Source organism: Ruegeria sp. AD9 (genome assembly GCF_056542305.1).
In genome coordinates this window covers 35,692-55,809 of sequence record NZ_JBQFZP010000016.1, presented here as the reverse complement: position 1 = coordinate 55,809, position 20,118 = coordinate 35,692, and the positions used below count along the sequence as shown (strand labels likewise).

General features: G+C 55.8%; 22 protein-coding genes and 1 pseudogene. 4 read left to right on the top strand and 19 right to left on the bottom strand.

What is annotated here, in order from left to right; genetic code table 11:
- Positions 1-7: 7 nt before the first annotated feature.
- The 6 genes from ACR0AM_RS18230 to ACR0AM_RS18205 all read right to left on the bottom strand — a co-directional run bounded on the left by ACR0AM_RS18230 (position 8) and on the right by ACR0AM_RS18205 (position 8,339).
- Positions 8-766, bottom strand: a complete 759-nt coding sequence (locus tag ACR0AM_RS18230) for an ABC transporter permease (RefSeq protein ID WP_480555711.1) — start codon at positions 764-766, stop codon at positions 8-10.
- 104 nt (positions 767-870) lie between these two features.
- A complete protein-coding gene (locus ACR0AM_RS18225) occupies positions 871-1,812 on the bottom strand; it encodes an ABC transporter permease (RefSeq protein ID WP_480623634.1) in 942 nt (313 codons plus the stop codon).
- A gap of 54 nt (positions 1,813-1,866) precedes the next feature.
- Positions 1,867-3,453 (bottom strand): ABC transporter substrate-binding protein, encoded by a 1,587-nt coding sequence (locus tag ACR0AM_RS18220; protein ID WP_480623633.1) that lies wholly within the window; start codon positions 3,451-3,453, stop codon positions 1,867-1,869.
- Positions 3,454-3,673: 220 nt separating this feature from the next.
- The gene (locus ACR0AM_RS18215) at positions 3,674-4,243 is read right to left on the bottom strand and encodes a helix-turn-helix domain-containing protein (RefSeq protein WP_480623632.1); all 570 of its coding nucleotides are present in this window, start codon (positions 4,241-4,243) and stop codon (positions 3,674-3,676) included.
- Between the two features lie 724 nt (positions 4,244-4,967).
- On the bottom strand, positions 4,968-5,900 hold the full coding sequence (locus ACR0AM_RS18210; protein WP_480623631.1) for a phosphotransferase: 933 nt from the start codon (positions 5,898-5,900) through the stop codon (positions 4,968-4,970).
- Positions 5,901-5,915: 15 nt separating this feature from the next.
- Positions 5,916-8,339, bottom strand: a complete 2,424-nt coding sequence (locus ACR0AM_RS18205) for a GcvT family protein (protein ID WP_480623630.1) — start codon at positions 8,337-8,339, stop codon at positions 5,916-5,918.
- Between the two features lie 146 nt (positions 8,340-8,485).
- On the opposite strand from ACR0AM_RS18205, the gene ACR0AM_RS18200 reads away from it, so the two are divergent.
- Positions 8,486-9,247, top strand: a complete 762-nt coding sequence (locus ACR0AM_RS18200) for a DeoR/GlpR family DNA-binding transcription regulator (protein ID WP_480623629.1) — start codon at positions 8,486-8,488, stop codon at positions 9,245-9,247.
- A gap of 346 nt (positions 9,248-9,593) precedes the next feature.
- Here ACR0AM_RS18200 and ACR0AM_RS18195 read toward each other — a convergent pair whose 3' ends face one another.
- From ACR0AM_RS18195 to ACR0AM_RS18185, 3 genes and pseudogenes are all read right to left on the bottom strand, one after another.
- A complete protein-coding gene (locus ACR0AM_RS18195) occupies positions 9,594-10,325 on the bottom strand; it encodes an amino acid ABC transporter ATP-binding protein (protein WP_480623628.1) in 732 nt (243 codons plus the stop codon).
- On the bottom strand, positions 10,322-10,576 hold the full coding sequence (locus tag ACR0AM_RS18190; protein ID WP_480623627.1) for an ABC transporter permease subunit: 255 nt from the start codon (positions 10,574-10,576) through the stop codon (positions 10,322-10,324). Before ACR0AM_RS18190 ends, ACR0AM_RS18195 begins: the two co-directional genes overlap by 4 nt.
- Before the next feature lie 127 nt (positions 10,577-10,703).
- Positions 10,704-10,913: pseudogene (locus ACR0AM_RS18185) on the bottom strand (ABC transporter permease subunit); the annotation flags it as partial.
- Positions 10,914-10,966: 53 nt separating this feature from the next.
- Here ACR0AM_RS18185 and ACR0AM_RS18180 point away from each other — a divergent pair.
- Positions 10,967-11,227 (top strand): hypothetical protein, encoded by a 261-nt coding sequence (locus tag ACR0AM_RS18180; protein WP_480623626.1) that lies wholly within the window; start codon positions 10,967-10,969, stop codon positions 11,225-11,227.
- Positions 11,228-11,244: 17 nt separating this feature from the next.
- Here ACR0AM_RS18180 and ACR0AM_RS18175 read toward each other — a convergent pair whose 3' ends face one another.
- From ACR0AM_RS18175 to pobA, 10 genes are all read right to left on the bottom strand, one after another.
- Positions 11,245-11,403, bottom strand: coding sequence for a hypothetical protein (locus ACR0AM_RS18175; protein WP_480495854.1), 159 nt, complete (start codon positions 11,401-11,403; stop codon positions 11,245-11,247).
- A gap of 12 nt (positions 11,404-11,415) precedes the next feature.
- Positions 11,416-11,577, bottom strand: a complete 162-nt coding sequence (locus ACR0AM_RS18170; protein WP_480623625.1) for an ABC transporter permease subunit — start codon at positions 11,575-11,577, stop codon at positions 11,416-11,418.
- 153 nt (positions 11,578-11,730) lie between these two features.
- Positions 11,731-12,078 (bottom strand): type 2 periplasmic-binding domain-containing protein, encoded by a 348-nt coding sequence (locus ACR0AM_RS18165; protein WP_480623624.1) that lies wholly within the window; start codon positions 12,076-12,078, stop codon positions 11,731-11,733.
- Between the two features lie 421 nt (positions 12,079-12,499).
- The gene (locus ACR0AM_RS18160; protein WP_480623623.1) at positions 12,500-13,561 is read right to left on the bottom strand and encodes a 3-carboxy-cis,cis-muconate cycloisomerase; all 1,062 of its coding nucleotides are present in this window, start codon (positions 13,559-13,561) and stop codon (positions 12,500-12,502) included.
- 66 nt (positions 13,562-13,627) lie between these two features.
- Positions 13,628-14,449, bottom strand: a complete 822-nt coding sequence (locus ACR0AM_RS18155) for a 3-oxoadipate:acetyl-CoA acetyltransferase (RefSeq protein WP_480484628.1) — start codon at positions 14,447-14,449, stop codon at positions 13,628-13,630.
- Positions 14,450-14,497: 48 nt separating this feature from the next.
- Positions 14,498-15,115 (bottom strand): protocatechuate 3,4-dioxygenase subunit alpha, encoded by a 618-nt coding sequence (pcaG, locus tag ACR0AM_RS18150; RefSeq protein ID WP_480484629.1) that lies wholly within the window; start codon positions 15,113-15,115, stop codon positions 14,498-14,500.
- Between the two features lie 2 nt (positions 15,116-15,117).
- Complete coding sequence (gene pcaH / locus ACR0AM_RS18145; protein WP_480484630.1) at positions 15,118-15,846, bottom strand: protocatechuate 3,4-dioxygenase subunit beta; 729 nt, start codon at positions 15,844-15,846, stop codon at positions 15,118-15,120.
- A 52-nt stretch (positions 15,847-15,898) separates the two neighbouring features.
- Positions 15,899-16,276 carry a 4-carboxymuconolactone decarboxylase gene (gene pcaC, locus ACR0AM_RS18140; RefSeq protein WP_480477645.1) on the bottom strand — a complete coding sequence of 126 codons (378 nt, stop codon included), beginning with the start codon at positions 16,274-16,276 and terminating at the stop codon, positions 15,899-15,901.
- Positions 16,269-17,057 (bottom strand): 3-oxoadipate enol-lactonase, encoded by a 789-nt coding sequence (gene pcaD, locus ACR0AM_RS18135; protein WP_480484631.1) that lies wholly within the window; start codon positions 17,055-17,057, stop codon positions 16,269-16,271. The genes pcaC and pcaD overlap by 8 nt, the downstream gene beginning before the upstream one ends.
- Positions 17,057-18,226: a 4-hydroxybenzoate 3-monooxygenase gene (gene pobA / locus ACR0AM_RS18130; RefSeq protein WP_480623622.1), complete on the bottom strand. Its 1,170-nt coding sequence runs from the start codon at positions 18,224-18,226 to the stop codon at positions 17,057-17,059. Before pobA ends, pcaD begins: the two co-directional genes overlap by 1 nt.
- Before the next feature lie 97 nt (positions 18,227-18,323).
- Between pobA and pcaQ the strand changes: the two genes are divergently transcribed.
- Complete coding sequence (gene pcaQ, locus ACR0AM_RS18125) at positions 18,324-19,265, top strand: pca operon transcription factor PcaQ (RefSeq protein WP_480623621.1); 942 nt, start codon at positions 18,324-18,326, stop codon at positions 19,263-19,265.
- Positions 19,266-19,309: 44 nt separating this feature from the next.
- Positions 19,310-20,017, top strand: a complete 708-nt coding sequence (locus tag ACR0AM_RS18120; protein ID WP_480520860.1) for a class II aldolase/adducin family protein — start codon at positions 19,310-19,312, stop codon at positions 20,015-20,017.
- The last annotated feature ends 101 nt before the right edge of the window (positions 20,018-20,118 follow it).

Here is a 20,118-nt window from a genome sequence, read left to right as displayed (position 1 = left end):
CAACTCCTTACCCGCGTGGCCTGAGCAGGTCTGCCAACCCATCGCCAATAAGGGAAAATCCAAGACCTGTGATAACGATCGCGATCCCGGGCATCAGGCTCAACCACCAGGCCGTTGTGATAAAATTACGTCCTTCTGCGATCAGGACGCCCCATTCCGCCTGCGGTGGCTGTGCGCCAAGACCCAGATACCCAAGCGACGAACCCAGCAGAATTGCCAGCGCCATATCTGTCATCCAGTAGACGATAACCGGCGTAATCGCATTCGGCAGAAGGTGGCGAAAGATAATGCGCCTGTCAGAGTATCCCATGACGATGCCCGCAGCGGCGTAGTCGTTTCCCATCTGCGCAATGATCTCGGCTCGCATTAACCGGGCATAATAGACCCAACCAACAACCGTTATCGCAATGTACATATTGACCAAGCCCGGCCCAAGTACGGCGACGACCGCAATGACTAGAACCAGAAATGGGAACGTGATGATCGCGTCCACGACACGCCCGAAGATCATATCAGCGATCCCGCGGTAGTAGCCGACAAGCGCGCCAACTACGACGCCAATGATCAGGGCAAAGACTGTGGCAAGGACTGCCATCTGCATGTTTACCGAATAGGCTGAAATAACGCGGCTCAGACTGTCGCGCCCCAGCAGGTCGGTGCCGAAGGGATGGGCCCAGCTTGGTGGCTGTCGGACCGCGGTGTAATCGATGAAGTTTGGATCATACGGGGCAAACGCATTTGGCATGATCGCAAGCAAAGTCGACATTCCAATGATGCAGAGGCCTATTATGAAACCCGGTTTTCGTAGCGCCGCTGGTATGCGCGTCTTTGGCGGTACGCCCGCCCCACCAGGAGAAGTGGCAGTGTCGGTCATGTCAAACGCATCCTCGGGTCCAACGAGCTTTGAAACAGGTCAGTAAGCAGGAATACGACCGAGACCAGAACCGCAAATGTCAGCGTCAATCCCTGGATGAGCGGGTAGTCGCGCGCGAAAATCGCCTCAAGCATCAAGCGTCCGACACCGGGTACGGCGAAAACTGTTTCGGTAACCAGCGTTCCACTCATGAGGTTGCCGATAGACAGACCCAAAAGTGTAACGGTCGAAATCAGTGCGTTACGTAACACGTGGCGCCCCAAGATCAGCCTGTCGGGCAAACCCTTGGCTCGGGCAAACTGAACGTATTCGGCATCAAGGACCTCGATGATGGCGGCGCGCAGGTTTCGCATGATGATCGCCGACGTGTACAACGCCACCGCTACGGCAGGCAGGAACAGATGATACAGCCTGTCCATAAAGGTGTCGCCATAGCCGCCAACCGGAAACCACCGCAGTTGGGCGGCAAGAAAAGTCAGCAAGATCAGACCGATGTAAAACACAGGCATCGATAACCCTATCTGGAACACTGTACGGATCACTGCGTCGGGCCACCGTCCGCGGTTCAGAGCTGCAACAAACGCCAGTGGTCCTGCAATCAACAAAGACATGAGAACTGCATAGATCGTCAGAAAAGCCGTGGTCGGCAGGCGGTTGATGATGACTTCAGTAACCGGTGCGCGCATCAGGATTGACCGGCCCAGATCGCCTTGCAGCGTATTTGTCAGAAACAGCCAGAACTGCACCAAAAGCGGCTCGTTCAGTCCCAACCGTTCGCGGATAGCAGCAAGATCTGCATCCGAAGCCCGGTCTCCTGCGATGGCGATGGCCGGGTCCCCCGGTAGGAGACGAACCAGAACAAAGATGATGATCATCACGAGGATGAATGTCGGGATCATCAACAACAAGCGTTTGAATGTGTATTGAAGGGTTGCCATCAAGGCCTCCGTCAAATGAACCGCCGGCAGTACCTGCCGGCGGCATTTAAGCGATCAGCGGCTGACGGTCGCCTGATCGAAGACGTTATTTCCCAGTGGTGTCTGAACGTATCCGTCCACGCTGGTCGATACTGCCACCGCAAAGGGCGTCTCATACATGAAAAGCAAAGGGGCTGCATCTGCATATATTTCCTGCATTTCAGCATACTGGGCCGCTCTTTTTTCAGCGTCTATTTCTGCTGCCGAAGCCTCAAACAGAGCATTGAATTTCGCGTTTTCCCAACCAGTGCCGACCGCATTGGCTGTAGGGGTATAACCTAACCAGCCGACGACCTGGCTGGGGTCGTTTACGTCGTTCACCCAGCCATAGGTGTGGATGTCAAATTCGCCTGAGCGGTTCTTGGCGCCACGTGTCGGCCCATCCACCTGTTCGACTGACAGATTGATCCCCAACGGAGCCCACATCTGCTGAAGGGCCGCAAATATGGTGCTGTCATCCGCAGAGCCAGCCAAAGTCGTAAAGGTGATTTCGGTTCCCGGCGCTACGCCTGCCTCGGCGATCAGAGCTTTGGCCTTGTCAAGGTCGTAGGCATACAACGGACCAAGATTTGCGGAAAGCTGGGTCGCCGCTGCCATCAGAGGTGAGGTCATTGGCTTGCCGGCGCCTTGCAGCACAAGCCCGATCAGTGCCTCTTTGTTGGTGGCATAGTTGAGTGCCTGCCGAACCCGAGCGTCTGACAACGGGTTAGGCGATCCGTCAGCACGGGTTTCACGCGTGTTGATCGGCGAATATATGATCCGTGTTGACGGATAGAGGTTCATGTTGATCGCTTGGTCTGCTTCAAGCTCCGGCACACGTGAAAACGGAATGAATTCAGCGGCATCCACTTCACCAGCCTGAAGCTTCAGAATCCGGGTTGCGTCATCAGGTATGATCTCAAAATGCACGCCGTCCAGGTAAGGCAGCGCTTTGCCGTCGGACCCTTTGCGCCAGTAGTTCTTATTGGCACAGAACTCCATGGAGGTTCCCTGCTCAAATCCACACAGATAGAAGGGGCCGGACCCGACACCGGGACCTTTGGCTGCAAAGATTGCGGCGGACTTTTCCTGGTCAGTGGAACCTTCGGCCGCCTCAAAGACGGCTTTGGAGACAATACCGGTTGTGAAAGTGGCAAGCATTGAGAGGATTGTCGGGTCAGCCGCTTTCAGACTGATCGAGACGACATTTCCTTCCGCGCTTACATTGTCGATGGATCCCAGAAGTCCGGCCCAGGGGCTTAGATCGGGATTGCGGGCGCGATCCAGCGAAAAGACAACGTCTTCTCCGGTCAAAGGCGTTCCATCCGAAAAGGAGACGCCGCTGCGCAAGGTAAGCGATACAGACTGTCCATCATCGGAGATACTGTATTCTTCGGCCAGTCCTGGGATGACAGAGTTTCCATCTTCACTGGGGCGCAATAGCGTGTCGAAAAGGCTGCCAACCATCCAGATGTCAGGGTTTCGATCCGCATAAATCGGGTCAATCAGGTTTGATCCGTCATATCTGGCGAAATTCAGAATGCCACCACGCTCTTGTGCGAACAAAGGTAGGGCCATTGCGGTAGCCACGACGGCAGTCGCTGCCATCAAATTACGTTTCATTGATGAGTTCCTCCCAAAGCGATTCTCGATCGCATGAAGGCGGTATACATTAATTTCAATACTGCTAAAACAATTTTTAGTTTGACGTAAACTGCATATTGCGATCACAGGAGCATTGATTGGAAACCCAGGATGCGCCACGACATTTTGGGCAGCACTTTCAAGTGCGACCCCGCGATAGAACTCGGAGAACTGTCGATGAACGGTTCGGCCGACCTGATTAGTTGGAGGAATTATTGATCGGCGTTGTATTTACCCACAATTCAACTGCTTCAGTGTCTCCTAGGACAATCGAATAATGCGGCTTGGAGGTGTCGTGATGTATCGTGTCACCGCTCGACATGATGTGGACTTCGTCACCCAGATGGTATTCCAACTGACCCGAAATCAGATAGCAAAAGCTCTCGCCTTCGTGGCACATCTTCTCGGACATGTGGCCCGCAGGACGATGAACGATGCACGGATACAAAAGCGCCCCCGAAAACCCCGGACCCAACTTTTCATAGAACCGCCCGTTGACTCCCAATGCATAGGTTTGACGTCGATCTTTGCGAACGTATTCGATGTATTCCTCGGGAACGCTGACAAGCTGTTCAATGCTGGTCTTTAAAGATGCAGCAATTGCCATAAGCGAAGACAGGGACGGGGCACTAATGCCGCGCTCGACCTGTGATATGAACCCTGTGGTCAAACCAGCTTCATCCGCAACCTCGACAAGTGTTTTGCCAAGCGCTTTCCGGCGGCGTCGAATTGCTTTCCCCAGTTGAGACGGGTGATTTTTCTGATCCATCATTTCTTCTCTAGTGGTCGAGCTCGACGGCTCTCAGGGGCCTTGTTTCAGCAAATCCTGTACCTGTGACCGACGGGAACAGCGATTCGCTTACTAGGCGAACTTCATAACCGGTACGGTTATCATTGGCTAAGTTTCTACTAAAAGCGTTTTTAACCCGGAAAAGCAAATTAGGTTCCTTCCTTCGTGTCGCTGCAAACTTCTGAATGAGAGGCTTAGTCTCGGCGATCACGTGGGAGGAAGGTAGCCAAAATCAGCTCTCCGCTATGACTGGCTCAGATCTGACGAAGGATCTTGTTGCTGCCGACTTACTTCACCGCGCGCACAGAAGAAAATCAGTGAATTTGACGCCTTCATCCCAGAATGGAAGAAGCAGCAGCCGCGTGCCCGTTGCGTTGAAGTATCTTAGGGTCAATTGCCAGGAATTCTGCACTGAGCGTACCTTCGAATGCGCCCGTGCAAAGACCAACGGTGAAAAAAACTCGATTGTTGAGGGTCGCCTGATCAACTCTCGGACTGCGTTCGGCCATGATCTCTGTTCGATTGCGACAGGAAACTGTGTGCCTCAAGTGGAATTGCGCAGTATATTGAGCCGTCGTTATTGGGACGTTGCGGCCCCTCAAAGAGCTCATTGTAAAACCTGTTCGAAACCCATTTGTCCGAACCAATCTTTCATTTCCACATGCCAGTCATTCACCAAAAGATTGCAACTTATCCATCTGCTTTATTTGGTCGCAACTGCCTGAACATGCGCTGCGAAAGCAGGATCAAACATCAGTGCCTTGCACCTGTCGAACCGACCCGTTGCATAGGCCCAGAAATCATCGGCCGGGTTATCATCGGCATGTTGGATCAAGCCCCAGAGTGTCCACAGAAGATCGCACATCGCCTTGTAGATCACCATTCGCCCGAATTGATCCGCTGTTGGTGCCGCGCCGAAATAGGACGTCAGCATCTCGATTTCTTGCGCCTCGGTCAGCCCGGCTTCGACCGACAAATCGCCGAGGTCCCAAAGGGCATCATTCATGCCGGAATATTCGAAATCCACGATCCACATACGGTCACCGTTGTCGAGAAAGTTCTCGCAAAGCGGATCGCAATGGCTGGGAACCAGCATGCCCGGCCTGTCTTGCAGCAGCAGTTTGATCGGCGCAGCTTCCGCGACAATTTCTGTATAGCCTTCGGGCAGGGAAATATCCTTTGTTGACAGGACTTTCAGGTATTCATCGATCATCGAAAAAAGTTCGAACCGAAATTCGAAAGGGCGGGGTGACTCGTGTAGTTGCCGCAGGGCATGCCCGGCACGTGCGGCCGCTCCGGAGCGCGTTGCGAAAAGCTCGGGTGTCATGGTGACGATACCGTCAATGCAATCACTGATCATCACACCGGTATCTGCATCCGCCCAAAGCACAGCAGGTCCGATACCAGCTTCGGCTGCGACCTTGGCATTGTGAATCTCAACGCCGCGATCAATGTAATCCGCGGTGCCATCTCCGGGGATACGAACGATCATGGTGTGCCCGCCGGTTTCCACTCTGTAGACCAGATTGGTCAACCCACCCAGCCGTTTGATTTTGCTGTCTTGTGCTGAGATTTCCTCAAAACCTTTCAGGTTGCGAAGTTCACTCAGGACACGATCAGTGTTTCCGTCAGTCATTTTCTGCCCTCCCACTCAGGCTTTTAGCCGCTCATTGGTCGGATCGTACAGAGGCCCATCCACCCGGTGGATCTGTTTGCGGTCTCCGAACAATTCGAGTTCGAATTCCGTCTGGTCCATCAGCGCCACCGGAAGATAGCCGTAGATGATCGTTTTCCCGACATGGTGCCCATAGCCACCGCTGCTGGCGCGCGAAACGGTTACGCCATTGTGCAGGATGGTTTCCCCCCCGGTCATCGGCAGTTTTTCCTCGGTCACGAAGGTACAGAGTTTCTGTGCTGCGCCATTGGATTTCTGGCCCTCCAGAACATCGCGCCCGAAAAAACTTCCCTTGGATTTCAGGTGGACGCGAGAGCTCAGGCCCGCTTCTACAGGTGTATAGTCCGGGGTGATATCGGTGCTCCAGTAAAGATACCCCTTTTCCAGGCGCAGCGAGTCTATGGTCCGGTAGCCAATGTCGCGGATGCCATAGGCCTGTCCTGCCTTCCAAAGTTGATCATAGACATGAAGTGCAAATTCGGTTGGGATGTGCAGTTCCCAGCCCAATTCGCCGGTATAGCCGATGCGCACCGCACGCACTTTTGCTGCTCCGACCGTAATGTCGCGCGCTGTTGCAAAGGGAAACGCAGCGTTTGAGATATCCTCTTCGGTTACCGCCTGCAGGACGTCGCGCGCTTTTGGTCCGCAGATATTGATCACCGCCCGGGATGAGGTAACCTCGATCAGATGTGCCGATCCGTCTTGCGGCAGATGGCGTCGGATCCAGTCAGAATCGTGCGCCCCGAATCCGGCGCCGGTCACGATATAGAAATGGTCGCGCCTCAGGCGGGTGATGGTGACATCCGCCTCGACTCCTCCTTTGTCGTTACAAAGCTGGGTATAGATTACGCTGCCATCCGGCTTGTCCATGTTTGAGACCGCTAGGTGTTGCAACACACCCAACGCGCCAGAGCCGATCAGTTCGAACTTGGAAAAGCTCGACTGGTCGATCAGAACGACACCTTCGCGCGCAGCGCGGTGTTCTTCGGCCGCGAAGACATGCCAACCGGGATTGAGAAAATCGAGTTGATCCACTGGGGTGACCCCAGCTGGGGCGAACCACAAGGGCCGCTCCCACCCGTTCTTTGACCCATAGACCGCCCCGTGTTCTTTCAATCGGTTGTATAGCGGAGACAGTCGCAAATTGCGTGCGGTCTCGGCCTCCTGGCCCGGATAGCGCATCTTGTAGTGATGCGCATAATGCTCGACGGCTCGGGGATACATAAAGGCCTTGGTCGCATGATGTGGGCTGAACCGCCGCACGTCCAATGGCCAAAGATCCAGGCTTGGACGCCCGTTCAGAATCCATTCCGCGATCATTTCCCCCGCGCCCCCGCCAGCCGCAATGCCGTAGAGGAACCCGGTCGAGAGCATCAGGTTCTTGACCTCAGGGGCCCAGCCCATGACAAAATCACCATCGGCGGAGTAGGGGATTGGTCCATTGATGATTTGCCGGATGCCGACCTGGTTCACGACAGGCGTGACGACACCGGCAAGTTCAGCCAGCGGCGCAAAACGGTCAAGATTGTCCGGCAGCAACTGGCGCACGAACTCTCCGGGAATGCCCCGTTCTCCAAATGGCAATGTGTCGTCTTCGTAACCTCCGATGACCAGACGCCCGCCAGCATCGGGCTTGTAATAGACCAGACGCTCAGGGTCGCGCAGCGTGGGCAGGCCCTTGACCAATTCCGGCTCTGGCAATGGTTCTGTTACGACATATTGGTGCTCGACAGCGCAGGCTGGCACCACGACGCCCAGTTTTGCGGCCAGTTCACGGCTCCACATGCCCGAGGCCAGTACAACGGTTTCCGCCTCATAGTCGCCGTTGGTTGTCATCACTTTGGTTATGCGGCCATTGCGGATTTCGAAATCCTCGACCTTCACCCCCTGCCTGATCTGTGCGCCGTGGTTCCGTGCACCGGCTGCAATCGCCAGACACAGGCCAGCGGGGTCAACGTGGCCATCAGATGGAATAAAGGCAGCCCCCTCTAAACCGTCGGCATCGATATAGGGAAACAGGGCTTTCGCTTCGGCTGGTGAGATGATTTCCATCTCCAGGTCAAAACTGCGTGCCATTGTCGCCAGACGTTTTGCCTCCAGCAGCCGTTCCTTGGTTGCCGCCAGCCGCAAGCTGCCGACTTTCTTCCAGTCGAACTCCATACCGGTCTCGTCGGCCAGCCGGTCATAGAGCGCGACCGATCGTTTCAGCATCCGGGTCGTATTTCGGGAAGACCGCAGTTGCCCAACCAGCCCGGCAGCGTGCCATGTTGCCCCCTCTGTCAGAGATGCCTTTTCCAGAAGGACGACATCCGTCTCACCTGCCCGGGCCAGATGATAGGCGATTGAGCATCCGATGATGCCGCCGCCAATAATAAGGTGTTTTGCAGAATGGGTTGTCATGGCCTCGCCCCTGTCGACAAATTTGATGCCAGATCATCGTATCGACCAACAGAAATCAACAAAAATTAAAAAAGAGCGTTGAAATATGGTGATTTAAGGAGGTATCAACAATTCATCCTGTTAGAATCCAACATCCGAGTGGCTGAATGTCGAAATACGAAAAGGACATCCTAAGCGCGGTTAACATTCATGGCCGAATCTCGGTCATGGATCTGGCGCAGAGGCTTAACGTTTCCGATCAGACAATCCGTCGAATTGTGAAGCCGTTGGTGGATGCGGGGCACATCGACAAGGTTCACGGCGCGTTGGTCAGCACCCAAAAGGTTCTGGATCCCCCTTTCATCGCGCGTATGACAACCAACCGCGCGGCGAAAGTCGCCATTGCAAAGTCCATTTTGAACCTTGTGCCTGATAACGCGTCCATTGCTATTGATACAGGATCTACGTCGGGTTTTGTGGCTCAGGCTCTCAAGGCGCGCAGAGATCTTACCGTGGTGACGAATTCAGCGTTCATTGCAACAACTCTGGCGATGGGGAACGGCAACCGGGTCTTTATGGCGGGCACACAGCTTCGAAATCATGACGGCGCAGCGTTCGACCGCGCGGCCTTTGACGTTATTGCGAATATGTCGGTGGAATACTCGATCCTGTCGGCGTCACGTGTGCATCCGAAACAGGGTTTTTTGGTGTTCGAACAATGCGAAGTCGATATTGCGGTCGCAATGAAGGCGATCAGCGAACGATGTTTCATGGCAGTGGACTCGACCAAGTTCCAGGCATCCGAACCCAAACCGGCCTTGCGTCTTCCAGCTCTTTCGGCAAGTGACTTCCTGATAACCGAGCGGAAGCCTACGTCAAAATTTGAAGGCGTTATAGGTCGGGCAAAGACAGTAATCGCCGCAGATTAGTTTCAAGCTTTTGACGAATGAGCGGCTAAGAAAGGACGCGGCCCACCTGCACGCCGCGTTCAGTCATGTTCTGGACAGAGTGTACCGGGGTTATAAGTTAACAGCGTGCAAGACTGTATCCTTGGGGAAGTGACAGGGCTTCAATGTGATCAAGTTGCGAACTGTTAACGAACTGTTTTATGGGAACAAACGTCAGATCACCTATGCTCCCCAACTGTATTTCAAAGTTGGCAACATAGTCTTCGTCCGCAACTGCGCGGCGTACGTCGCTCCGCCGCGCGTGTTTTCGGGCATCTAGGTCCGGATTAGAAGATAAATTGGCCAGCTGTAGACATCCGGATCTGCTTCAGTGGCTGAGAATCTTGGAAAGGAAATCCTGAGCACGCGGGCTTCGCGGGGAACCAAAAAACTCGGCCGAAGGCGCGTCTTCGACGATTTCGCCATGGTCCATAAAGACCACGCGGTCGGCCACCTTCTTGGCAAACCCCATCTCATGCGTGGCGACCATCATCGTCATGCCTTCCTTTGCCAGTTCCACCATGACGTCCAGAACCTCGTTGATCATCTCTGGGTCGAGCGCCGATGTTGGTTCGTCAAAGAGCATTGCCATCGGCTCCATCGCAAGGCCGCGGGCAATCGCCACCCGCTGCTGCTGGCCGCCGGACAACTGCGAGGGGTATTTCTGCGCATGTTCCGTCAGGCCCACGCGCTCAAGAAGTGCGAGCGCCTTTTCCTCCGCCTCTTTCGGATCGCGCCCCAGCACCTTGATCTGGCCGATCTTGAAGTTCTCGGTCACGTTCATATGAGGAAACAGCTCAAAATTCTGAAAGACCATACCGATCTTGGAGCGCCTCTTGTCGAGATTTGTCGATTTCGCGGTGATCGAGGTGCCCGCGACGGTGATCTCGCCATCATTGATCGGCTCAAGCCCGTTCACCGTTTTGATCAACGTGGACTTGCCCGAACCAGAAGGGCCGCAGACCACGATCACCTCGCCCTTGGCGACGCTGAGGGTATAGTTCTTCAGAACCTGAAAGGTCTTGCCGTACCAATTGTTGACATTCTTCATCTCGATCATGTGGCAAGCCTTTTTTGCAGATACCGGACGCCCATGGAGGCAAGGAAACAGAGGGTGAAGTAGACCGCAGCGACGAAGAGGAACATCTCCACCAGCTTCTGGTCACGGTTGGCGACAATCTCGGCACTGACAAGGAAATCGCGCAGGCCGACGACATAGACGAGCGATGTGTCCTGAAAGAGGATGATCACCTGTGTCATCAGGATCAGCGTCATCGCCCGGAAGGCCTGAGGCAGCACGATATAGCGCATCGACTTGCTGTAGGTGAGGCCGATGGCGCGCGGCGGCCAGTTGTCCGGGGCGGACAGAGTTGATGCCGGCCCGGATGATCTCGGAATAATAGGCGGCCTCAAACAGGATGAAGGCCACGAGAACTGAGGAGAAGGCGCCGACAGGTCGACCAATGATAAGCGGCACAAGGAAGAAGAGCCAGAAGATCACGAGGATCAGCGGCAGCGAGCGGAAGAAGTTGACATAGGCCGCAGCGAACTGGCCCAGAACCGGTACCTTTGCGATGCGCAGAAGGGCAAGGACCGTGCCAAGGACGATACCCCCTGCCACTGCGAGGCCCGTCAGCAGGAAGGTCATCTTCAAGCCGTCCCACAACAGTTCGCCATTGGCGGGAATGACGGAGAAATCGAGTGTCATTGCGCAGCCCCTTTTGCGAAGGTGCCGGGCAGGGCGGTCATCCTGTCGACCCGCCGCATAACCGCCATCACCGTGAAAGTGACAAGGCTATAGACCACAGTTGCGGCGGTGAAGGCTTCAAATCCCTGGAACGTAAATCCTCGATCTGTCGTGTCATCGCCGTCAGTTCGACGACACCTATGGTCAGCGCCAGCGAGGAATTCTTGAAGATCGTCAAAAACTCGCTTGTCAGCGGCGAGATGATGATGCGGTAGGCATTGGGCAGAAGAATTTATCGATTGACCTGTACCTCGGTCATGCCGATGGCGCGGCCTGCCTGGCGCTGCCCACGGCCCACGGCCTCGATTCCCGAACGGACCTGTTCGCAGACACGCGAGGCGGTATAAAGGCCGATAGCGACAATGGCGGTGGTCATTGCCGGGAAGGGCATGTCGCGCTTGACCTAACGCGACCAGTCATCCGGCAGGACTTCGGGGAAAGCGAAGTACCACAGGAACAGCTGTACCAGCAGCGGAACATTGCGGAAGATCTCTACATAGGTGGTGCCAACGGCCCTGAGGACCGGGTTGGATGAGGTGCGGAAGATACCGAGCGCTGAGCCCACCGAAAAAGCGATTGTCCAGGCCAGAAGCGAGATAACTATGGTCCAGCCGAAATAGGGCTCGCGGGACAGAACGCCCCAGTCCCAATTATAGTTCTTGTCATCCCCCTGCCGCAGCTGGGGAGGGGCGGATGTACCCGCCCCTTCTTTTGTTGCTTATTCTGGCAGTGCCTGAATTTCGAACGCGGTCGCCAGCGTATCGGAAAGCGGCATGTCGATGTTTGTCGGGCCCGGCTCGAACCAATTGGCGTAAATCTCCTTGATCTCACCAGAGCGCATCAGACCGGCCATGACCGTACGTCCAAGACGTTCGAACGTGGAGTCGTTGCGCTGCACCATCAGGGCATAGGGATCGAAGGACAGGTACCGCCCGGTGACCTGATAGCCAGTCGGATCGGACGCCTTTGAGATCAGGTCATAGAGCAGAACATCGTCCGAGCCATAAGCGTCGATGCGGTCCGTTTCCAGCGCCAGCCAGTACCGGCTGCGATCTTTGACCGGCACGATTTCGACGTTCAGGCCCTTTTCTTCGATGATGGCCTTGATCGCCTTTTCGTTGGTCGTGCCCGCAGACAGGCCAATGACCTTTCCTTCCTGATCCTCGATCTAGACTTTCCGACCGCCTTGATCGACCTGACCATGATGCGGCTCAAGACGCGCAGCTTTTCCCAGCACGAAAAAGTGGTTGAGGCGATCTCTGCCGAAATATCGGCAATCTTGTCGCGGCAGGCCTGACGCCTGTTCGTTGCCGTCGGCGGTTTCGGCGGCCTTGTCGAAATCCGTCCGTTTCAGCAGTTCGCCTAACTGACAGCGTAGTCGAGACAACAGCTCCGCCGATGCTGGCATCTAATGAGTATCGCGACGGAACCGGCGACGCCTAGTCGACGCACCGCCTGAGTAACGTCGGGCTCAGAGGCCAGTGCAGTCACTCAACCATGCCTATCCGTTCGATCTGTTGCACTAACGTACCACAGCTGATCAGGGCCTGTCCCGTTGCCAGGATCATCTGGGGCAGGATCATCCATTCTAGCGTCCAGGCAACGCCGGAACGTTCCTGCTCGTGCACCAGCGCCTGATGCATGCCCGACAGTTGGGTTGCGTTGAAACGAGCCAGTGCGACCAGCAGTTCCGCACGGACCGGGTTGCGCTTGTGAGGCATCGCCGAAGATCCGCCGCCACCTGTCAGCGAAACCTCGTCCACCCCTTGCTGGGCCATGAGCGACACGTCCTGACCAATCTTCCCCAGCGATCCGGTTATCAATGAAAGCCATGAGGCAAGTTCTGCAAGATTGTCCCGGCGGGTATGCCAATTTGCATTGCAGCTGGCCAGGCCAAGCCTGTCGGCCATATGATCTGCGATTGCCTGTCCGGATCCGAGCATCCCAACGCGGTCGCCAACGGCGCCGCCAAGTTGCAGCACAAGCAATCTGGGCTGCAATTCGGTCAGGCGTTTCTGGTGATCGGCCAATGGCAACCGCCAGTTTCGCAGGCGCGTGGCAACCGAAATCTGCAATGCCGCCTGCATTCGGGTTCGCCCTATCATCACGTGTTCGCCATATGCCTGCTCCAGCACCAAAAGCGCATCTACCAGGTCTGAAAGACGGGCCGAAAACACCTCCAGAATGTCTTTGATTGACAAAACCAGAGCGGTGTCGACAACATCCTGCGACGTCATCCCCTTATGCAGCGCGACGTGGCAATGATCAGGCAATGCCGCTTTGAGTGACCGCACCAGCGAGGGCACCACCACGCCATCCAATGACGTCCCGTCGCGCAGCGCCCGCATGTCGGGACGGTGTTGTCGGATAAGTTTAGCCGCGGTATCCGCCACCTCTGTTGGTACCTTGCCGACCGCCGCCAAAGCCTCAGAATATGCGGCCTCGACGGACAGCATGTGTCTTAGCTGAGTCTCTGCGCCCAGCATCTCTGAGGTCTGCGGGTCCTCAAACAGCCCGCTGAGCCAGGGATGAGTGGAAAGCTGTTCCATCCTATATGTGGCCTTTGAATTGAAGCGGGCGGATATCAATCGTCATGGCGCCATTACTCCCTGCGCTCAAAGAGCCAAAATCTCGCGGGCCTGTTGCCAGGTGGCGACCGGACGTTCGTGCTTTGCGCATAACTCGGTCACGCGATTGACCAGCGCAGCATTCGAAGGCGCAAGCGTGTTGCGGTCCAGCCGGACATTGTCTTCCAAACCTGTCCGCGTGTGCCCGCCCGCAGCAACGGCCCATTCATTTACCACAATCTGGTTTGGACCGATCCCGGCGGCACACCATTCGGCACCCGGTGCGCGATCCTGCATGGATTTCACGTAAAAGTCGAACACGGCCCTGTCGACCGGCATCGCGTTTTTGACACCCATGACAAATTGAACATACAGCTTGCCATACAGCTTGCCTTCCTTGTGCAATCTGATCGCTTGCAGGATGTGGGACAGGTCAAACGCCTCGATCTCGGGCGTGACTTTGTATTTTTGCATTTCGGCTGACAGCCAGTCCACCAGGTCGGGTGGATTTTCATAAACCCGGGTGGGAAAGTTGTTCGATCCAACCGACAGCGACGCCATGTCAGGGGCAAGGGGCAGCATTCCGCCTCTGGCCTGACCGGCGCCTGACCGCCCACCAGTGGAAAACTGGATGATCATTCCGGGACAGTGTTTTTGCAAACCCTCTTTCAGGAGAGCGAATTTGTCGGGGTCGCTGCTGGGCGTCTGATCATCGTTGCGAACATGGGCGTGGACAATGCTGGCACCGGCCTCGAACGCCTCTTGCGTGCTTTCGACCTGTTCCGCAACCGAGATCGGCACCGCTGGGTTGTTCTTCTTGGTGGGCAGGGAACCGGTGATAGCCACGCAGATGATGCAGGGTTTGGTCATGGTGACTTCCTGAAATGAGTGCGGCCTTGGCAAGGCAGCACCAAGTAGTCAGATATCAAAAAAGACGGTCTCATCTTCGCCTTGTATCTTGATATCGAAGCGATAGACAACTTGACCGTCCCGATTGGTGCGTCTGGCCAGCAGCGTTGCGCGGCGGCGTTCCCATTCGATGAGATTAAGGACCGGGTCCTTGCTGTTGGCCTCTTCCTCGTCCTCGAAATAGATACGCGTATTCAGACCGACATTGATGCCCCGGGCTACAACCCAAAGGTTTATGTGAGGCGCTTGCTGGCCCACGTTTCGTCCCGGTGTCGGGCCGGGTTTGACAGTGTCGAACGCCCATTCGCCGGTTTCAAAATTGGTGATGACGCGTCCCCAGCCGCGAAAGCCGTCTTCGACATCGCCGCCGCCCTCAGGATGGGCATAGACGCCCCTGGCATTTGCCTGCCAGGCCTCGAGCAAAACATCCTTGATGGGCGATCCTGCCCCGTCCACGACCAGTCCTTCGACCCGAATACGCTCACCTTCGGCATTTGGTCCGGCTATATCCCAGCCCAGTTCCTGCCTGTAGATCTCAAATCCGGCAGCCCCAGGCGCCAGACCGATATGGACGTAAGGCCCGGCTGTTTGCGAGGGGGTTTCCTTCAGATAATTCAGCTGTTGCATCTTCAGTTCCCCTCCAGACGGTTTTCAAACAGGGTCGAGCGCCGACCGCGCAAGACCACGTCAAATTTATAGGCGATGGTATCCAGTGGGATCGTCGAATTCATATCGAGCCGCGAAATCAGGCGGCTGATCGCATCGGCGTCAGGAATAGTTTTCACGATCGGGCACCTGTCAATCAGCGGGTCACCTTCGAAATAACATTGTGTGATCAGGCGTTGCGCAAAACCTGTTCCGAATATCGACATGTGGATATGGGCGGGACGCCAGCTGTTCACCCAATTGCGCCAGGGGTAGGCACCGGGTTTTACGGTGCGGAAGAAATAATACCCGTTTTCATCTGTCAGGGTGCGGCCACAACCACCGAAATTGGGATCGATCGGTGCCAGATAGGTATCCTTCTTGTGGCGATAGCGCCCACCCGCATTCGCCTGCCAGATTTCCACCAACGTGTTTGGCACCGGACGTCCGTTTTCATCCAGCACCCTGCCGTGCAGAATAATTCGCTCGCCAATCGGGCTTTCACCGGGCTGCGCATAGTTCGAGATCAGGTCCTTATCCAGAGGATCAACATCGTTGTGGCCAAAAACCGGGCCGGTGACCTCACTGATCGAGTTTTGCAGCGAGATCAGCGAATATTGCGGTGAACGGGTCACGCTGGTCTTGTAGTCGGGCGTCAGTGCAGGTGGGTGCCACTCGCGGTCACGCTGGTAGAATTCACCTTGTTTCAACATTGTCGGATCACACTTCCTTTTTCTCTGACTGGGGTTTCTGCGCGTTTCCCATTCAGTCCTGTTCCATTTCGTCATACGTTTGTTTTGCCAGCCTGAGGGCCTGATTGGCGCGCGGTACGCCCGCGTAAATTGCGACGTGCTGAAACGCTTCAAGTACATCCTGCTTGCTGGCGCCGGTACGGGCTGTGGCGCGGATATGCATCGGGATTTCTTCGAAATTGCCCAACGCAGCCAGCAAAGCCAGCGTCAGCATGGATCTCTCACGGTCGCTGATCCCGTCCGAAGCCCAGACAGTGCCCCACGCGCCTTCGGTGATAAGCGTCTGAAATGGACCGTCCAGATCAGATTTGGCGGCTTCGGCACGATCCACATGGGCATCGCCCAGAATTCTGCGCCGCACTCGCATACCGGACGCGTATTTGTCACTCATTGCGGTTCTCCATCAGGAAGGCGGACAAGTGTTCAGCATAGGTGGCGGGGGCTTCCACGCATGGCAGGTGCCCGGTGTTGGGTATTTCGGCATAGCGCGCCCCGGGGATCATAGCACAGGTCTGCCGGACCAGTTCGGGCGGGCAGGCGCGGTCATCTGATCCGGCGATGGCCAGAACTGGCAATCGCAGCGCCCAGGTCATGGATTCAAGATCAACATTTGAAATCGCGTTGCAGCATCCCAGGTACCCAGAAACAGGGGTACGCACCAGCATGTTGCGCCAAAGCAGCACGTTATCGGTTGCCCTGAAACCCGCTGCAAACCAACGGTCCAGAATTGCGTCAGCCACAGGCTCGATGCCGGACGATCGGATTGCGCCCATCCGGTCACGCCACATCTGGGGCGTCCCCATTTTCGTGGCGGTGTTGGAAAGAACAAGGGCGCGGATCAGGTCTGGTCGGCGCGAAGCCAGCGCCTGACCGATCATGCCGCCAATCGACAGGCCGACAAACACCGTGTCGCGAACCCCGATATGGTCAAGCAACGCCTCGGCGTCATCTGTCAGCTCAGCCAAGCTGTAAAGCGCCTGAGGGCATTCCGACAGGCCGTGACCACGCAGATCGAACCGGATCAGGCGCAGCCCCTTGGGCAGTAAGGGCAAAACTTTGTCCCAAAGGCGCAGGTCAGTTCCCAGCGAGTTGGCAAACACCACAGGCGTGCCATCTGGATCGCCATCCTCACGCCAATGCAGGTGAATGTTATCCAGCGCCGCAATCTGCATCAGTAGGGCAGCCCGACGTAGTTTTGTGCAAACACCGATTGGGCCTCTTTGTTTTCGCGCAGGAAATCAATGTCAGCCTTCTGCATTTTCAGGTCAAAGCCGTTCTGTTCCGGAAAACGGTGCAACAGGTTGGTCGTGGACCAACTGAACCGCTCGGCTTTCCAAATTCGGGCCAACGCTTTTTCGGAATAGCGGTCGATGCCTTCGCTGTCGTGGTCTTTATAGAATTGCAGCAGGGCGTTGTGCAGATAGTGGATGTCGCTTGCCGCCGTGTTAAGCCCCTTGGCCCCGGTGGGGGGCACGATATGCGCGGCATCCCCACACAGGAACAAACGGCCCCAGCGCATTGGTTCGGTCACAAAAGACCGCAGCGCTGCAATTGATTTTTCGACCGATGGCCCGGTGATCAGTTTCTCAGCATATTGCGTGGGAATCCTGCGTTTCAGCTCCTGCCAGAAGGCTTGATCAGTCCAGTCATCGGCACTGTCAGACAGCGAGCATTGAATGTAGTAACGGCTGAGGTTCTCATTGCGCATGGAACAAAGCGCAAAACCGCGTTCCGACCCGGCATAGATCAGTTCGTCATGGACCGGGGGAGTTTCGGACAAAACGCCCAGCCAGCCAAACGGATAGACCTTTTCATATTCCCGGCGCACGGTCAGCGGGATGGTTTGACGCGACACCCCATGAAACCCGTCGCACCCGGCGACAAAATCGCAATCAATCCGGTGTCCGGTCCCATCCGCTTGATACGTCACATAAGGTGCATCGCTGTCAGCCCCATGAATCTGAAGATCATCGACGTTAAAAGCAATCTTGCCGCCCATCGCATCGCGTACATCATACAGGTCGCGGGTTACTTCCGTTTGTCCGTAAACAACCACATGTTTGCCCGTCAGCTCTTTAAAGTTGATGCCGAATTCGATATCGCCATACGAGATCACTGTGCCGTCATGGACAAAACACTCCTTGTCCATCCGATCTGCTACACCGGCTTCGCGCATCAGCTCCACAAAACCGGTTTCCAGAATGCCAGCGCGAATGCGACCCAGAACATATTCCCTGGTTTTGCGCTCTAACACGATGGTGTCTATGCCGTTGCGGTGCAACAACTGGCTGAGCAAAAGACCTGAAGGTCCACCGCCGATGATCGCGACCTGAACGCGCATGTTGGCTCTCCTGATTTCGCGTGTCTAATAATTGAACGTCATTTCTCGATATGTAAAATGAGTTCTACTTGGACTTAGTTGCTATAATTGGAAAGTAATGATAGATCGCCGCATCAAAGTTAGGCATATTCATTGTTTTATTGAGATATGTCGCGAGAAAAGCCTGAAAGTTGCGGCAGAGAAGCTGTTTCTCACGCAACCGGCGATATCCAAGACGCTTAAGGAGCTTGAGGATATTCTGAGCACTGTGCTGTTGTCCCGTAACCGGTCCGGTGTTTCTCTGACGCGGCAGGGCGAAGTGTTTCTGCATTTCGCCGAAATGTCGCTGGCCGCTTTGCAGCAGGGCTTTTCTGGTGTGGAGCAGATCGAAGCGCGCGGCAGGGCCAGTCTTCGGGTCGGGGTGCTGCCTTCGGTTGCGGCCCGTTTGATGCCAGCCGTTGCCACCGAGTTTTCCGAACTTGCGGGCAATGCCCGACTGAGCGTTTTCGACGGTCCACATGGCCATTTGATGGAGCGTCTTCGTCTGGGCGACCTGGAGCTTGTTATCGGGCGTTTGGGTCGCCCTGAAACCATGCAGGGCATTTCCTTTACCCAGCTTTACGAGGAGAAGGTCGTCTTCGTCGTGCACGCGGATCACCCGCTGCTGAAAGCCCCCGATCTCAGGCGGATTACCGAGTGGCAAGTGCTTTATCCACCTGAAGGATCGGCAATCCGGCCCTTGGTGGATCGCCTCATGATCGCGCATGGGATTGGTGAAATCGAAGATCGTCTGGAAACTGTCTCGGGTGCTTTCGGACGGGTGTATACCCGACAGACCGATGCGATCTGGATTACCTCGGCAGGGGTGGTCGCCAATGAAATCAGCGATGGCCACCTTGTAGCGCTGCCGTTTGATACGTCGATCACACGCGGGCCCGTTGGGCTGATGCGTCGGCCTGACCAGGTTCTGTCACCTCAGGCGCAGGTTTTCGGGTTGGCTTTGGACAATGCAATTGCGAGGTTGGGCTTGTCGCCTGATGGTGCGACCTCTGATAACTAAGGCTGGTCCATTCTGCCGGGGTGGCGCGAGGACAGGAGCACAAGATGGATGACAAGGAACGCAGAATCCGTGAGGCGATTATCGAGAAATGCCTTTTTCTGAATTCCAGTGGTCTTAGCCAGGGAACATCCGGCAATATCTCGGCCCGATACGAGAACCGGATGCTGATCACACCTTCGGCGACGCCATATGACAAGCTGACCCCCGAGATGATCGTCTCAATGCCATTTGATGGAGACTATGGGAGTTGGGATGGCCCGCTCAAACCTTCGACCGAATGGCGGTTCCACTTCGACATCCTCAAGACCCGCCCCGATATGGGCGCTGTTGTCCATGCACATCCGACCTATTGCACGGCGCTGGCGATTGCACACAAAGAGATCCCGGCAGCGCATTACATGGTCGCGGCCTTCGGTGGTACTAATGTTCGCTGCGCACCCTATGCGCGCTTTGGAACGCCCGAGCTGTCGGAGCTGGCGATCGAAGCGCTGCAAGACCGAACCGCCTGTTTGCTTGGCAATCATGGGTCCATTGCCATGGGTGAGGACCTGGACAAGGCCATGTGGCGCGCGGTTGAGCTGGAAACCATTGCCCGGCAATATTACCTTTCCTTGGCCCTCGGTCCGGTAATCCTGACCGATGAACAGATTTCTGAAACGCTATCCGGTTTCGCTTCTTACGGCATTCATGACGACTACAAGGACGTCGCAGAAGGTTCTGCCGGGAAGCAAAATGAGCCTGAACAGACCTGACGACCAAGGTGGTTGCGCTGGGGGTCGATATATTGGGCTCAAGTCCAAAACGCCGCGACTTGATCAGGAGGTTTTCGGCTGTTCGGCGTTGGCGTCACGCG